Annotated in this window: 15 protein-coding genes; 11 read left to right on the forward strand and 4 right to left on the reverse strand. The window is 43.6% G+C overall.

All coding sequences use genetic code 11. From position 1 onward, the window contains the following. Positions 1-89: 89 nt before the first annotated feature. The 8 genes from fabF to J4N43_RS05400 all read left to right on the forward strand — a co-directional run bounded on the left by fabF (position 90) and on the right by J4N43_RS05400 (position 8,140). Positions 90-1,340: a beta-ketoacyl-ACP synthase II gene (gene fabF / locus J4N43_RS05365; RefSeq protein ID WP_005372948.1), complete on the forward strand. Its 1,251-nt coding sequence runs from the start codon at positions 90-92 to the stop codon at positions 1,338-1,340. 107 nt (positions 1,341-1,447) lie between these two features. Beyond that, positions 1,448-2,263 (forward strand): aminodeoxychorismate lyase, encoded by an 816-nt coding sequence (gene pabC / locus J4N43_RS05370; RefSeq protein WP_053349622.1) that lies wholly within the window; start codon positions 1,448-1,450, stop codon positions 2,261-2,263. Next, complete coding sequence (gene mltG, locus J4N43_RS05375) at positions 2,260-3,276, forward strand: endolytic transglycosylase MltG (protein ID WP_005372950.1); 1,017 nt, start codon at positions 2,260-2,262, stop codon at positions 3,274-3,276. Before pabC ends, mltG begins: the two co-directional genes overlap by 4 nt. Further along, entirely contained in the window at positions 3,273-3,905 is a 633-nt protein-coding gene (tmk, locus tag J4N43_RS05380; protein WP_005387350.1) for a dTMP kinase, read from the forward strand. The genes mltG and tmk overlap by 4 nt, the downstream gene beginning before the upstream one ends. Positions 3,906-3,929: 24 nt before the next feature. Beyond that, positions 3,930-4,892, forward strand: a complete 963-nt coding sequence (locus J4N43_RS05385; RefSeq protein WP_017821391.1) for a DNA polymerase III subunit delta' — start codon at positions 3,930-3,932, stop codon at positions 4,890-4,892. After that, the gene (locus J4N43_RS05390) at positions 4,883-5,650 is read left to right on the forward strand and encodes a TatD family hydrolase (RefSeq protein ID WP_053349623.1); all 768 of its coding nucleotides are present in this window, start codon (positions 4,883-4,885) and stop codon (positions 5,648-5,650) included. Before J4N43_RS05385 ends, J4N43_RS05390 begins: the two co-directional genes overlap by 10 nt. A gap of 444 nt (positions 5,651-6,094) precedes the next feature. Next, on the forward strand, positions 6,095-7,525 hold the full coding sequence (ptsG, locus tag J4N43_RS05395; protein WP_005372959.1) for a PTS glucose transporter subunit IIBC: 1,431 nt from the start codon (positions 6,095-6,097) through the stop codon (positions 7,523-7,525). Between the two features lie 213 nt (positions 7,526-7,738). Next, positions 7,739-8,140 carry a hypothetical protein gene (locus tag J4N43_RS05400; protein WP_053349624.1) on the forward strand — a complete coding sequence of 134 codons (402 nt, stop codon included), beginning with the start codon at positions 7,739-7,741 and terminating at the stop codon, positions 8,138-8,140. A gap of 63 nt (positions 8,141-8,203) precedes the next feature. Here the strand turns inward: J4N43_RS05400 and J4N43_RS05405 are convergent, their stop codons facing one another. From J4N43_RS05405 to J4N43_RS05415, 3 genes are all read right to left on the reverse strand, one after another. Beyond that, positions 8,204-8,299: a MetS family NSS transporter small subunit gene (locus J4N43_RS05405; RefSeq protein WP_005372963.1), complete on the reverse strand. Its 96-nt coding sequence runs from the start codon at positions 8,297-8,299 to the stop codon at positions 8,204-8,206. Then, on the reverse strand, positions 8,296-9,762 hold the full coding sequence (locus tag J4N43_RS05410; protein ID WP_053349625.1) for a sodium-dependent transporter: 1,467 nt from the start codon (positions 9,760-9,762) through the stop codon (positions 8,296-8,298). Before J4N43_RS05410 ends, J4N43_RS05405 begins: the two co-directional genes overlap by 4 nt. 569 nt (positions 9,763-10,331) lie before the next feature. Continuing rightward, on the reverse strand, positions 10,332-10,922 hold the full coding sequence (locus J4N43_RS05415) for an outer membrane protein (RefSeq protein WP_053349626.1): 591 nt from the start codon (positions 10,920-10,922) through the stop codon (positions 10,332-10,334). Positions 10,923-11,049: 127 nt separating this feature from the next. Here J4N43_RS05415 and cydH point away from each other — a divergent pair, with 127 nt between their 5' ends. Both cydH and J4N43_RS05425 read left to right on the forward strand, forming a co-directional pair. Continuing rightward, positions 11,050-11,142: a cytochrome bd-I oxidase subunit CydH gene (gene cydH, locus J4N43_RS05420; RefSeq protein ID WP_005372970.1), complete on the forward strand. Its 93-nt coding sequence runs from the start codon at positions 11,050-11,052 to the stop codon at positions 11,140-11,142. Positions 11,143-11,186: 44 nt separating this feature from the next. Next, a complete protein-coding gene (locus J4N43_RS05425) occupies positions 11,187-12,338 on the forward strand; it encodes a patatin-like phospholipase family protein (protein ID WP_005372971.1) in 1,152 nt (383 codons plus the stop codon). A 108-nt stretch (positions 12,339-12,446) separates the two neighbouring features. Here the strand turns inward: J4N43_RS05425 and pyk are convergent, their stop codons facing one another. Then, a complete protein-coding gene (gene pyk, locus J4N43_RS05430) occupies positions 12,447-13,889 on the reverse strand; it encodes a pyruvate kinase (protein WP_025767228.1) in 1,443 nt (480 codons plus the stop codon). Between the two features lie 410 nt (positions 13,890-14,299). Here pyk and mlc point away from each other — a divergent pair, with 410 nt between their 5' ends. Beyond that, positions 14,300-15,517, forward strand: coding sequence for a sugar metabolism global transcriptional regulator Mlc (gene mlc, locus J4N43_RS05435; protein ID WP_005372973.1), 1,218 nt, complete (start codon positions 14,300-14,302; stop codon positions 15,515-15,517). Positions 15,518-15,742 lie beyond the last annotated feature (225 nt).

Genomic DNA, 15,742 nt, shown 5'->3' on the forward strand with positions numbered 1-15,742 from the left:
CTCTCCCAGGCGGTCTCCTAGACCGCCTGTGTTCTTTCTAACTTCTTCTATCCTCTCATAGAAATATTCAATTCCCGGAGAATTATATCGTGTCCAAGCGTCGTGTAGTTGTCACTGGCATGGGTATGTTGTCACCGGTAGGCAACACAGTAGAATCATCTTGGAAAGCCCTGCTAGAAGGTCAAAGTGGTATCGTAAATATCGAGCACTTTGATACTACGAACTTCTCAACTCGTTTTGCAGGTCTTGTTAAAGATTTCGATTGCACAGAGTACATGTCTAAAAAAGATGCTCGTAAGATGGACCTTTTCATCCAGTACGGCATTGCAGCGGGTATTCAAGCTCTTGATAACTCTGGCTTACAAATTACCGAAGAAAATGCGGCTCGAGTTGGTGTTGCTATCGGCTCAGGCATTGGCGGTCTTGACCTTATCGAAACTGGCCATACTGCATTAGTAGACAAAGGCCCTCGCAAAGTTAGCCCATTTTTTGTTCCTTCGACCATTGTAAACATGGTTGCAGGTAACCTATCTATCATGCGTGGTCTTCGTGGTCCAAATATCGCGATTTCTACCGCATGTACTACTGGCCTGCATAATATCGGCCATGCAGCACGTATGATTGCCTACGGCGATGCAGATGCGATGGTTGCTGGTGGTGCAGAAAAAGCTTCTACGCCTCTTGGCATGGCTGGCTTCGGTGCAGCTAAAGCGCTATCTACTCGTAATGAAGAGCCTCAAAAAGCGTCTCGCCCATGGGATAAAGGCCGTGATGGTTTTGTTCTAGGTGATGGTGCTGGCATGATGGTGCTTGAAGAGTACGAACACGCAAAAGCACGTGGCGCGAAGATTTACGCAGAACTGGTTGGTTTTGGTATGTCTGGTGATGCTTACCACATGACATCTCCAAGCGAAGACGGCTCTGGTGGTGCACTTGCGATGGAAGCGGCGATGCGTGACGCTAACATCACAGGTACTCAAGTAGGTTATGTGAATGCTCACGGTACTTCTACTCCAGCAGGTGATGTTGCAGAAATCAAAGGCGTGAAACGTGCTCTTGGTGAAGAAGGTGCGAAGCAAGTTCTTGTGTCTTCAACTAAGTCGATGACGGGTCACCTATTAGGTGCTGCTGGCTCTGTTGAAGCAATTATCACGGTTATGTCTTTGGTTGACCAAATTGTTCCGCCAACCATTAACCTTGATGATCCAGAAGAAGGTCTAGACATCGACCTTGTGCCGCATACAGCGCGCAAAGTTGAAGGTATGGAGTACGCTATCTGTAACTCGTTTGGCTTTGGTGGTACAAACGGTTCTTTGATCTTCAAGAAGTTCGCTGAGTAACGCTATCTAACCTAATTTAGATAAGCGAAACTTGTATTCTAACGGCTCGATGCTTAGCATTGAGCCGTTTTGTTTTATTTGTTGTCTGCTAATTTGAAGGTACGTGAATGTTTTGGGTAAATGGAGTTCCGCAAACGCATGTAGAGCTAGGTGATCGCTCATTCCAGTACGGTGATGGAGGCTTTACCACCATCCTGACCCAAAATGGAGAGTTGGTTTACTGGCAGGAACATACTGAGCGCATGAGTGCTTGCCTTGACGCTTTGAAGATCTCTTCACCTGACTGGAAAGTTGTGCATGATTGGGCAAGCAAAGCGGTTTTATCTGACGCACGAGCGGGGGTGAAGATTCACGTTAGCCGCGGTATTGGCGGGCGAGGGTATAGCCCTAATGGGATTAAAGGCCCTATCGTGACGATTTCCAATTTTGCATTTCCTTCTCATTATTCATCTTGGCAAGAACAAGGTGTGGACTTGGGCGTTTGTAATACTCGTCTAGGGATTCAACCTTTACTTGCGGGACATAAGCACAACAACCGTTTAGAGCAGATTCTCGCCAAGGCTGAAATCGACAATACAGAGTTTGCAGATGCAATAACGTTAAATGTGCAAAACCATGTCATTGAAACTACAATAGCCAACCTTTTTTGGGTTAAAGGTAATAAAGTATTTACGCCGGAGCTGACCTTATCAGGCGTTACGGGCGTAATGCGTCGTAAGGTGCTTGAGTTACTTAAAGTAAGTCATATTGAAGTCATCGAGGGGCGTTTTATACTTCCAGATTTGCTGAGTGCTGACGAGGCTTTCATGTGTAACTCAATATTAGGTGTTGCTCCTATTCGCAGCATAGTGGCATCGAACTCTAAGACTATATTTCCGATAGGAAAATTGACTCAACGACTGCAAGGGAATTTAACTACGTGATTAAAAAACTGTTGGCTTTTGTTGTGCTGATCGCAGTGATAGGCGCAGCAGCTGTTTTTTATATAATTTCACAGGCTAAACAATACGTTGAAAAGCCTATTCTATTGGAACAACCTCAGCTGTTTACTGTAGAAAGTGGTACAAGCTTTCATCATGTCATGCGCGCTTTAGTTGAAGATGAGGTGATTGAAACATCGGAGTACATCCGTTTAATTCCTCACTTATACCCAGAATTGTTGCAAGTGCGAGCGGGTACTTACCAACTAGAGCCTGGTATGTCGCTTTCGCAAACATTGGAGCATCTGAATACTGGAAAAGAATACCAGTTTGCGATCACTTTTGTTGAAGGCAGCCGCTTTTCTGAATGGGTAGATCAACTAAAAAGTGCTCCTTATTTAAAGCATGATTTAACCGATCTTTCAGAAAAAGAAATGGCTGCGAAGCTTGGAATTGAGAGAGAAAAGCTAGAAGGGTTGTTTTTAGCAGAAACCTACCATTACACAGCGGGTGCGAGTGAAAGCCAGTTATTAAAACGAGCGCATCGAAAACTCAATAAAATACTGGACGCTAGCTGGGAAGCTCGTCAAGAAAAGCTGCCATTACAGGACAAATATGAAGCCTTGATTCTCGCGTCTATCATCGAGAAAGAGACGGCTATTGATTCTGAGCGTGAGCGCGTCGCTTCTGTGTTTATCAACCGATTGAACAAACGCATGCGGTTACAAACTGATCCGACAGTTATTTATGGTATGGGTGATGCCTACGATGGCAACATTCGTAAGAAAGATTTGCGTACGCCAACACCATATAACACCTATACCATCAATGGTTTGCCACCAACACCGATTGCGATGGCTGGTGAAGCTTCCATTGAAGCGGCTTTGAACCCAGAAAGCAGCAACTATTTATATTTTGTAGCAAGTGGAAAGGGCGGACATGTATTTTCGAAATCCCTTGCTGAGCACAACCGTGCTGTTCGTGCCTATTTAAGAGAACTAAGAAAGAACAAATGATGAAAGCAAACTTTATTGTCGTTGAAGGCCTAGAAGGCGCGGGTAAAAGCACTGCGATTAAAACCGTTTTAGATACGCTAAAAGCGGCCGGTATTGAGGATATCGTAAATACCCGTGAGCCAGGAGGCACACCGCTAGCAGAAAAAATGCGCGCTCTGGTGAAAGAAGAGCACGAAGGCGAAGAACTTAAGGACATGACGGAGTTGCTGCTTCTGTACGCTGCACGTGTTCAGTTGGTTGAGAACGTGATCAAACCAGCTTTGGAAAACGGTCAGTGGGTGGTTGGTGACCGACATGATATGTCGTCGCAAGCTTATCAAGGTGGTGGCCGTCAGATTGACGCATCGTTAATGAAAAATCTCCGGGATACAACGCTTGGTGATTTTAAACCTGCTCTCACTCTCTATATGGATATTGACCCTCGTGTTGGGCTTGAGCGTGCACGTGGGCGTGGTGAGTTAGATCGTATAGAGAAGATGGATATTAGTTTCTTCGAGCGTACACGTGAGCGTTATTTGGAGATTGCTCATGCCGATCCTTCCATCGTTATCATTAACGCAGAACAGACGATTGAAGGCGTGTCGCGTGATATTCGGGACGCTCTAAACGAGTGGCTAGCTCGTCAATAAGTGAAATGTAAATTTAGGTGACTCATGTTAAATGATTATCCATGGCTACAGCCAATATGGGATAACCTCAAAGTAGGGTTAGAGTCGGACAGAATACCAGGTGCGCTTTTATTACAAAGCGATCAGGGCTTAGGCATCGAAAAACTTATCGAGTTTTTTAGCCAAGCGCTTCTTTGCCAAAATTACGCGAGTGAAGCATGCGGTTTTTGTCATAGCTGCCAGCTAAATCAATCTCAAAACCACCCTGATTTACACTGGATCAAGCCAGAGAAAGAAGGAAAGGCGATAACGGTGGACCAAATTCGCGCTTGTAACCGTCTTGCTCAGGAATCATCTCAGCTTAATGGTTACCGCCTATTTGTAATAGAACCGGCGGACTCTATGAACGAGTCGGCATCGAATGCGCTGTTAAAGACGCTAGAAGAGCCTGGGGCAAAGTGCTTGTTTTTGCTCGTTACCCACAATCAGGAGCGTCTGCTCCCAACGATTCGTAGCCGTTGCCAACACTGGGTTGTTGCGCCTCCGTCAGCGGAACAAGCAATGCAATGGATGCACGAACAAGGGGCGAAGCAAGTTCCTGCTTATGCCTTAAAACTGAATATGGGCTCTCCAATAAAAACATTGGATGCGTTAAATAATGGTGATCTCGAAGCTTACTTGGCTTTTGAACGCAGTTTTATTAAGGCAATGTCTTCGCCTGTTTCAGACGTTTCTGAGTGTGCTTCTTTAATCGCTAAACACTCAGAGCAATCACTAGACTGGGCATGGTATTTACTGACAGATGCTCAGAAAGCGCAGTTTGGTGTATCAGAAGCTCAAATGCTTCCGGGCGCGACAAAGTTTCAACCGGACAACTATAACGGTTTGTACTCATCAGCGAAGGCGCTGATGAACCTGAAAGCTCAGGTGCAAGCCTTTCCTGGCCTGAACCTTGAGCTACTATCAATGAATTGGTTAATTGAATCACGAGAGGCATTATGTTCGTAGATTCTCATTGTCATTTAGACAAATTGAATTACGACGATCTCCACATCAATGTGGAAGACGTTATTAACAAAGCTAAACAAGCAAACGTAACTGAGCTACTTTCTGTTGGAGTAACGCTGGATTCTTTCCCGAAAATGATGGAAATGATCGAGCCTTATGACAATGTTTATGCTTCGTGCGGTGTGCACCCACTTGATGTTGAAAGCGACTTTTCGATGGACGTATTGCGCCACCATGCGTCGAATGCAAAAGTCGTCGCTATTGGCGAAACGGGTTTAGATTATCATTACAAGCCCGAAACGGCCGCGTTACAGAAAGAGCGCTTTGAGCAACACGTTGATCTTGCAGTGGAGCTCAACAAACCTTTAATTATCCATACCAGAAACGCACGTGCGGATACTCTAGATATTTTGCGTAAGGGTGGGGCAGAGAAATGTGGTGGTGTTATCCACTGTTTTACAGAAGATCTTCCATTTGCTGAAGCTGCACTGGAGCTGGGGTTTTATATTTCTATCTCGGGGATTGTTACTTTCCGTCAAGCTACAGAGTTAAAAGAAGTGGTGAAGACTCTACCTTTAGAGAAGCTTCTTATTGAGACAGATTCTCCTTACTTGGCTCCTGTTCCCCATCGTGGCAAAGAGAATCAACCCGCTTACGTTGTCGAAGTCGCTTCTTATATTGCGCAACTCAAATCGTGCTCTCTTTCTGAAGTGGCACATAAAACCACCGAAAACTTCCGAAATCTTTTTTTGCGATGAAAAAATAATAAGAGCATAAAAAAGGAGCTTAGGCTCCTTTTTTGTTGATAAAAACAACAGATACGCTCACGAGTTTAATGTTTACTAAAAATGTTGATTTAATAACATTCAAAAATCACAAATGTAATTTTGTTACTAAAAATAACATTGGGGCGTATTTTATTTACGCCTTAAAATTAATTATATAAATAATTAATTCTTTATAAAACAGTAATATAAGTGCAATGCAAACCTTTTCATCGGCTGTTTTTGGGTGTGATCCAAGACTTGTTTTGAAACTAAATTTCGTAACTGTGTGGAAAGTTTGAGGGTCATCAATATATATTTAGAGCCGGAAAATATAATGCAGTTGTGGTTACATTTTCATTGGGTGCTAACCTTTAGGCTACGGGGGTGTGCCGTTAGTGCCCAAATAATACTTATAAATTTATCAGGAGCATAAACATGTTTAAGAACCTTTTTGCTAACCTGCAAAAAGTTGGTAAGGCTCTGATGCTTCCAGTATCAGTTTTACCAGTTGCAGGTATTTTATTAGGTGTGGGTGCTGCCCATCTAAGCTTTATTCCAGAGATCGTTTCTAATCTTATGGAACAAGCTGGTGGTTCAGTATTCGGCCAAATGGCACTTCTATTTGCAGTAGGTGTAGCGCTAGGCTTCACTAACAACGACGGTGTTGCAGGTCTTGCAGCTATCGTTGGTTACGGCATCATGACGGCAACGCTAGGTGTAATGGCGGGCGTTATGGGTGTTGAGAAAATCGATACAGGTGTACTAGGTGGTATCCTTGTCGGTGGTGTGGCTGCTTGGGCATTCAACCGTTTCTTCAAAATCCAACTTCCAGAGTACCTTGGCTTCTTCGCTGGTAAGCGCGCAGTGCCAATCATCACTGGTTTTGCTGCGATCATCCTAGGTGTTATCCTATCTGTTATCTGGCCACCAATTGGCGGTGCAATTTCTGCATTCTCTGATTGGGCTGCACACCAAAACCCACAGCTAGCATTCGGTATCTACGGTGTTGTTGAGCGTTCTCTAATCCCATTCGGTCTACACCACGTATGGAACGTACCGTTCTTCTTCGAAGCAGGTTCTTGTGTTAACGCTGCCGGTGAAGCTCAAAATGGTGTACTAACTTGTTACCTAGTTGCTGATGAAGCATCTCGTGCTGCTGGTAATGGCTTCGGTCAGCTAGCGGGTGGTTACATGTTCAAGATGTTCGGTCTACCAGCTGCAGCAATCGCAATTGCTCATTGTGCTAAACCAGAAAACCGTGCAAAAGTAATGGGTATCATGGCGTCAGCTGCACTGACTTCATTCCTAACTGGTATTACTGAGCCAATCGAATTCTCATTCCTATTCGTTGCTCCACTACTATACGGTATCCACGCTCTACTAGCTGGTTCTGCATACATCGTTTCGAACACTCTAGGCTTTGTACACGGTACTTCTTTCTCTCACGGTCTGATCGACTTCCTAGTTCTATCTGGTAACGCTCAGAAGATGGTGCTAATGATTGCCGTTGGTCTAGTTTACGCAGTAATTTACTACGTAGTGTTCCGTGGTGTAATCACAGCGCTTGACCTAAAAACACCTGGCCGTGAAGATGAAACGGAAAGTGCAGCTGTAACTTCTGGCTCTGATATGGGCGGTGAACTGGTTGCAGCGTTTGGCGGTAAAGCTAACATTACTGGTCTAGATGCATGTATCACACGTCTACGTGTAGCAGTTGCAGATACAGCTGCTGTTGACCAAGACAAGCTAAAACAACTAGGCGCTGCTGGTGTTGTAGTTGTAGCTGGTGGTGTACAGGCTATCTTCGGTACTAAGTCTGATAACCTAAAAACTGAAATGGATGAGTGGATTCGTAACCACGGTTAATCGCAGTCATTCATAGTAATGCATAAAAGGAGGCTTCGGCCTCCTTTTTTAGTTCCTATTTTATTAACTGACAGTTCCTTTTTTAGTGTGATCCTAAACTCATCTTTACTTTTGTCAGCTTTTTCATACATCGAGCTTACCCATCGTTGACATATTGATACGCCATTATGTTTGAATAGCGAATAATGTTTTTTTGAATAATTGATAACGTGTATGAAGAACAAATTCATTTTATTTTTGGGACTAGTTTCTAGTACGGCAATGGCGGCAAGCGAACCAACGGATCTATCAGTTGGTATGGCTGTCGATCAACAATTAAGTGTTGTTGTAGAGTTAGATAACAAATATCGTGGCATTATCGGAAACGATGGTATGGCGTTTGATTACATCGCTAAGCGTGGAACATTCGATCAAAACATGCCTGTGACTTGGTATGTCGGCGTTGGTGGCTGGTATGAATGGGATGACGAGTTTGGTGTGAGAGTACCACTTGGCGTGAACTGGGATTTATCACGCGGCTGGGACCTTTATGGTCAAATACACCCAGAGCTAGATCTTTACAAAGGTGCTGACTTGCAACTTGGCGGCGCCGTTGGCATCAAGTACAGTTTCTAGAATAAAAGAAACATAAAAAAACGCCGGTAAATACCGGCGTTTTTTGTTTGGAATGCAATACTGTTATTGTTTATCCATGGCTCGCTTGATGCAAACGGCAGCGCCGCCCCAAGTGATACCTAAACCAATAACCATCATAATAATTGCGCTGATTGTCATTTTGCTGTCTCCTTGCGGTTCACTGCGTTGATCACTAGACCAAAGATAAAGAGTGCGGCGATAAGTGCCCAGCCTAAAGTTAGATCATAGCCACCGTAGCCTTCAGTAATTAGGGCGTATAGCTTGGTCGCTAAGATAATGGCGAGCATGATTGGTGTAACGAAGCGTAAGCAGATCTCGAACCATTGACCAACAGAGAAATCAGAGCGCTCGTTAACGTAATTACGTACTTCTGGCACGCGCTTCAATAGCCACGCCATCAAGACAATCTCAACCAGACCACCAACCATGATGCCAACGTTGTTTGCAAAGTGGTCTACTAGATCGAGTAGCAGCAGACCGCCATTGGTAGCAAACGCCATAGAGACAACGAAGCCAATACCAATCACAACATTTGCAGCTTTTTTACGGCTCCACTTCAGCTTGTCGATAATGGCTGAAGTTACGGCTTCCATAATTGAAATATGCGAACTTAGACCAGCAACCACCAGTGCAAAGAAGAACAGTGGACCAAGAATATATGGGGCAGGTAGTAGGTTAATTGCCGCAGGTAAAGTAACAAAAGCCAAGCCAACGCCTGCAGATACCACCTCTGTTAACGGCTTACCTTGCTCTTGAGCCATGTAACCCAATACTGAGAAGATCATGATGCCGGCTAGGATCGAGAAGCCACAGTTGATCAACACGGTCATAAACGCGTTATTCGTTATGTCCGACTTTTCTGGTAGGTAGCTAGAGTAAGCTAGCATGATGGCGAAGCCGATACTTAACGTAAAGAAGATCTGACCATATGCCGCTGCCCATACTTTCACATCCCAAATTTTGCTGAAATCGGGTTCGAACATGTAGTTCACGCCATCTAGAGCTCCTGGCAAGAAAATCATACGTCCGATTAAGAAAATCACCATCAAGAATAGGGTTGGCATCATAATTTTAGATGCTCGTTCAATTCCTGATTTCACGCCTTTGGCAATAGCGGTGTAAGTAATTGCCCAAGCAATTACCATGGATAAAGCAATCTTCCATTGAATACTGCCTAAGTCTGTTGGTGAGTTGTCACCTAGCTTTAGGTATTCACTAAAGAAAAATGCGTTGGTATCGGTTCCCCAACCTTGAGTGAACGACAACCCAAAGTAAGAAATCGACCAACCGATAACAGCCACATAGTAAACGGCAATAACTGCAGCCACACCAACTTGGAACCAGCCAAGCCATTCAAATTTAGAATGAATTTTCGCTAGTGTTTTTGGTGCCGAGCCTCGGTATTTTTGTCCCATACTGAACTCAAGGATCATAAATGGAATACCGGCAGTGATCATGGCAAAAATGTAAGGAATAAAAAATGCGCCGCCACCGTTTTCATAGGCCATGTATGGGAAACGCCAAATGTTTCCCAAACCGATAGCAGACCCAACTGCTGCTAAGATGAATCCCGCCCGGGATCCCCATTGTTCTCGCTTCATATTTGACTCCTATAAGACTCCCTGAGGAATGAAGCTCTCTACGTAACACAGTAATAATTGCGCAAACAGTTGGAAGAAAGGACCGCTGTTATCCATCAGCTTTTCTATCCTTAATTCTAACTTTTTATAATTTTATAGAGCTATATTCTGGCTACTGTAAGAGAAAGTAGATTATTAATCTTAAAATTTTGATGTGTGTTTGATAAAACTGAAATATTTATCTGTTTTCACTGATCAGACTAACTTCTAATAATACTTAGCGCAATAGAATCTAAATGTTAATTCAGATGCGTTGTCTGGTTTTAATCTTGTTAAATTTGAGTTTGATTGTGGTTTTGTGTGGGTGGTTGGTTGTTTGTCTGGAATAAATAACTGGGATCTAATAATTGCTTTGGTGTTTAAGACTATTTTGATGAATTAGGGCGTACGGCTATCTTTTGTGCACCTATCTAGATGATGCTTCGTTACTTTGCCAAACAATGGTGTTTAGACGATATCCTTTATCGGCTCTGTGCAGGACTCGTTCAGCGTTCTTTGTGACGAGTCCTACAAAGGAACATGCATAAAAATTAGAAGCGGAAACTAAAACCGACATTTGATTGGAATTGGTTCATCCAATCAGTATCGAACTTAATGATACAGTTTGAGCCGTCATTAGGTAGAGTACAGGCGCCAGATGTATCGTTATCAACGACCGTTCCTAACCATCTCAGTTGGGCCGTTAATGCAAAGTTCTTTGAAAATTCATATTCCAGCCCTGCAAAAGCGCTAGCCGAAAATCCGTATTTTTTGTCTACCCAATCCACATCGGCATAAGAAGCGCCCAAACCTACACCGATATAGGTTTGCCAATTTTCTGCGACAGGATAGTACATGCTGCTTTGGAAGTGCAGATAATGTATATCTGCCGAGTTGGACAGCTTTTCAAGTTCCGTCGATTGATTGGAGTAAAACAATCCGATCCTTCCTTTTTCTAAGGGAGTCTCGACTGAAAGAGCGTAATTCACTGCGGGGTCGAGAGCGTATGTATTACCACTTTCATCCTCTACTTGGCCGCCTCCTGTATAGCCTATGTATGGCGTAACGATGATATTCGCTTGTGCATTGATAGCAGTACTCATCATCATGATTCCTACTAGCCAGCTGAGTTTTTGGTTCATGCCCTATCTCCTTATTATGACTAAGCTAATTGTGATGGGTTAGTCAAAATTGCGCGACTAAATTAAGCAAATCTTGAACATATTTCACTCCGGTGTTATTAATTTGTTACATATTAAGGAGGTGTTTATGGAACACGATCTAAAATCCGCATTAATCATTGTGGTGACTGTTTTTGCAGTGCTTTTGTCATTTGGCATCATTGCTATTACAACAGCTTAAGATAACCACTTTTACCAAACGTTTTAACAAAACGGCGTGAGCCTATGATACGTAACAGCGGTATAATCACAGAAAGCCATGCAGAGCTTGATGTAAAAGTTTATGAGCACTTTAGGCATGGTAAAACTGCTTTAGTCACGCAAGGTGGAGGGCAGAGAGGGATTTTTACCGCTGGCGTTTTAGACGCCTTTTTACTTTCCAACTTCGATCCTTTCGATGAATTCTATGGCACCTCTGCCGGAGCACTTAACTTATGTTCTTACTTGTGTCGTCAACATGGCATGGGCAAAGCTTTTATTACCGAGCTGACAACGTCTCCTGAATTTTTTAATCTGTTTCGCTATATCCGAAAGCAGCAGTACTTAGGTTTAGAGTGGGCATTAGAACGGATTCAAGATTTCCCATACAAGCTTGACCTTGATTTAGGTCGCAGCGCATTGGGAAAACGAGGAGCGTTTGCTGCGGTAACGAATATAGAGACGCTATCAGATCAATATCTACCAATCTTGGATGACTCGTGGTTTAACACTATGCTAGCGACATGTGCGATTCCCAAGTTGTACCACGGACCTGTCGACGTAAATGGCAATAAATTTGTTGATGGCGGCGTGTCTGCCTCTATCCCTGTACAAGAAGCGTGGCGTCAGAATGCTCGCAACATTATTGTCATTCGCACAGAGCCGTTTTCAGAGATTGAAGCGAGAGCCCAAAGTGAAGTGGGGGATGTGCCTGTCGAATGGTATCGAGAGTCTATCAACTCAGTACAGCAATCATGGCAGCAAAAAGTGAATCAGTGGAAGCTGGATTGGGCGTCGTTCTTCCAACAAAAAATTAATGCAGCACATCAATCGAAGCTTGCAGGGAAAATGCTGTTAAATGGAGGCCGTTGGTTGTTCGGTGCCGATAACTTGTATCGTTTAAGTCATTTGATTGGTGAGAATTTTGATTCAGGTTTAGCCGACATGCTGATGATTCATTATCAAACATTTGAGCTCACTCAGGCCTTTATATCTGCTCCACCTGACGACACTTTTATTTTACAAGTTGCGCCTAAAGAGGGACTTCGTTCTTCTTCTTTGTTAAGTGACCAAGAGTCACTAGAGCATGACTATCAACTTGGGCTTCAAGCTGGGTTTAACCTAGTTCAACTCTATGACCAGCTGGATGTTGAAATTGATGGTAGAGAGAGTGCATAAACCTTCTTACGTTCACGATGTGCGCAATATACAAAGCATATAAATAAGGCTCCATTTTCGGAGCCTTATTTGCGGGTTCTTGTGGTTAACTCCGGTTAGGTATAACTACTACGCTTGTAGAATGCGCATGCAGTTGGTTGAGCCAACAACATCCATTACATCGCCTTGAGTAATAATGACTAAATCACCTTTGTGCAAGAACCCTTGCTCTTTAAGGCTAGTAATAGCTGCTTGAGCCGTTGGTAAACCCGCATCACTTTTTGACTCGAAATATACAGGTGTCACGCCTCGGTATAATGCTGCTCGATTTAGTGTCGATTCATTCCGTGATAAGGCAAATATTGGCAAGCCAGAGCTTAAGCGAGACATCATCAACGCAGTCCTGCCGGACTCAGTTAACGAGATCATCGCTTTAATTCCTTCCATGTGATTCGCAGAGTACATGGTTGCCATTGCGATGGTTTCTTCAGCGGTTTCGAAGGTTCTATCTAAGCGATAGGTTGATAGACTTGCCTCCGACATTTTTTCTGCCCCCACACATACTTCGGCCATGGATTTGACCGTTTCTACAGGATATTTACCTGCAGCAGTCTCTCCAGACAGCATCACCGCGTCAGTGCCGTCTAGAACCGCATTGGCTACATCCATCACTTCAGCACGCGTTGGCATTGGGCTAGTAATCATGGATTCCATCATTTGTGTCGCAGTAATCACGATACGGTTTAAACTGCGTGCGCGGCGAATCAGTTTTTTCTGGACACCAATGAGCTCAGGGTCACCGATTTCTACACCAAGGTCACCACGTGCAACCATCACTACATCGGATGCGAGAATAATGTCGTCAATAGACTCATTGGTCGCGACGGTTTCTGCTCGTTCGACTTTAGCCACTAACATGGCTTCAAGGCCTGCATCTCTGGCTAAGCGTCGAGCGTAATGCATGTCTTCGCCGTTACGCGGGAATGAAATAGCAAGGTAGTCTACTTGAATTGCTGCGGCGGTAAGAATGTCGGCTTTATCTTTCTCTGTGAGCGCATCCGCTGACAATCCGCCGCCTTTTTTGTTGATCCCTTTATTGTTGGACAGTGGGCCACCGACAATCACACGGGTATGAACTTTATTACCCTCTACTGTAGTAACTTGCAGCTGAACGCGTCCATCATCGAGTAATAAAATGTCATTTGGTGAAACATCTTGCGGTAGTTCTTTATAATCTAACCCTACAGATTCTTGATTGCCTTCACCTTTTGGTAAATCACTATCTAATGTGAATTTATCGCCCACATTCAAAATGACTTGGCCGTCTTTAAACGTTGATACACGGATTTTAGGGCCTTGTAAGTCACCAAGAATTGCAACCTGACGCCCAAGTCTTGCTGCAATGGTACGGACTTTGTTCGCACGTTGAATGTGGTCTTCACTGGTTCCATGTGAAAAATTCATACGGACAACGTTTGCACCGGCTTTGATGATCTCCTCAAGTATATTGTCCTTATCCGTTGAAGGACCCAGCGTAGTGACAATTTTTGTTCGTCTTAATTTGGAAGTCATAGATTCTCCGATGAATGTGTGTGTAAAGGTAACTTGAACTCTATCCTTACTTTACGCAATCGCTCTCAAGGTTAGCCTCGTTGCTGAGCCCACACCTTAAAGCTACTTGAATATAAGTATATGCACAGAATGTTTACATTAAGAGTAACCCCGGTAAAACAGACAGATATTCGACAGGCAATGGCCTTATTGATAAAAATGCGCTGCTTTAAAGGCACTACTTCATAATTTAGTGAATAAAAATAAGTTATTTTTCAAACAATTTAACAGGAGTAGATTCTTCGTTATTTGATTGAATACACAAACAAACAGGTTTATACGTGATGCTTGTCACGGGGATTTATTAATTCACTTCACAATTAGTTCGCAAAGTAAAAAAATTGTCCCGTTATAGAATTTCGGAGTGCAAGATGTACATGGCTCAACCGGGCCATATTGATCATATCAAACAGGTCAATGCTGGTCGTGTATATAAACTAATTGACCTAAAAGGTCCTATTTCTCGAATTGATTTGTCCAAGCAGAGTGAGCTTGCTCCTGCTAGTATCACCAAAATCACTCGAGAATTAATTGAAGCGCACTTGATTCATGAAACGACAGTACAAGAAGCGACGAGTCGTGGTCGACCTGCTGTCGGTTTGCAGGTCAATAATGAAGGCTGGCAATTTTTGTCAATGCGTTTGGGGCGGGGTTATTTAACCATTGCTTTGCATGAGTTAGGCGGTGATGTACTGATCGATACTAAAATCGAGATACACGAGCTTGACCAAGACGATGTGCTTGAGCGCCTGCTTTACGAAATTGATGAATTTTTTCAGACTTACGCGGATCAACTGGATCGGGTTACCAGTATTGCCCTTACACTGCCTGGTCTCGTGAACTCAGAGCAAGGTGTCGTTTTGCAGATGCCTCATTACAATGTCGAAAATCTTGCTCTTGGACCAGAGATATACAAAGCAACAGGCTTGCCAGTTTTCATTGCCAATGACACGCGAGCTTGGGCATTAGCAGAAAAGCTTTTTGGTCATTCTCAAGATAATGACAACTCCGTTCTTATCTCTATCCACCACGGTTTAGGTGCGGGCATCATTCTGGATGGGCGCGTTTTGCAAGGCCGTCACGGTAACATTGGTGAACTCGGGCATATTCAAATTGACCCAAATGGAAAACGTTGTCATTGCGGCAATATTGGCTGTTTGGAAACCGTTGCCAGTTCTCAAGCAATTCGTGAAGAAGTCGTAAGACGAATCGCTGATGGCGAAGACTCTATTCTTGCTAAACAAGAAGAAATGAGTATTGAGAGCATTTGTGAAGCCGCTGCAAACGGTGATCCTTTGGCCGTCGATGTGATTGAAAAACTTGGAGGCTACTTAGGCTCTGCAATTGCTATTGTGATCAACTTATTTAACCCTGAGAAAATCTTGATCGGTGGTGTGATTAACCAAGCAAAAGATGTGCTTTATCCTGCGGTTCGTCGCTGTATCGAAGAGCAGAGTTTACCTGTTTATCACCAAGATCTTGAGCTGGTGGAGTCTCGTTTCTATAAGCAAGCCACAATGCCTGGTGCCGCGTTGATTAAGCAAGCGTTGTACGATGGTCAACTATTGATGAAGGTTGTGGAAGGTTAAGTACTTTTTAACATGATGATGTGCCTGGCTGTTGAGACTGCATTTGTAGGTGATTTAGGGTGAGACTTAACGGCTCACCCTTTTTGATCGCCTATTACTAGAAAGGGAATTTGAGTTATGTTGCATTGCTATATCTGCGCCATTCATGTAATTTCCTAAAAAGCTCAAGTAAATAAACAAAATGGCTTTCAATGTGCTGCGTGACTTTGCGTCTGATGCAAAGAG

It is taken from the genome of Vibrio sp. SCSIO 43009, assembly GCF_023716525.1.
Lineage (GTDB): Bacteria > Pseudomonadota > Gammaproteobacteria > Enterobacterales > Vibrionaceae > Vibrio > Vibrio alginolyticus.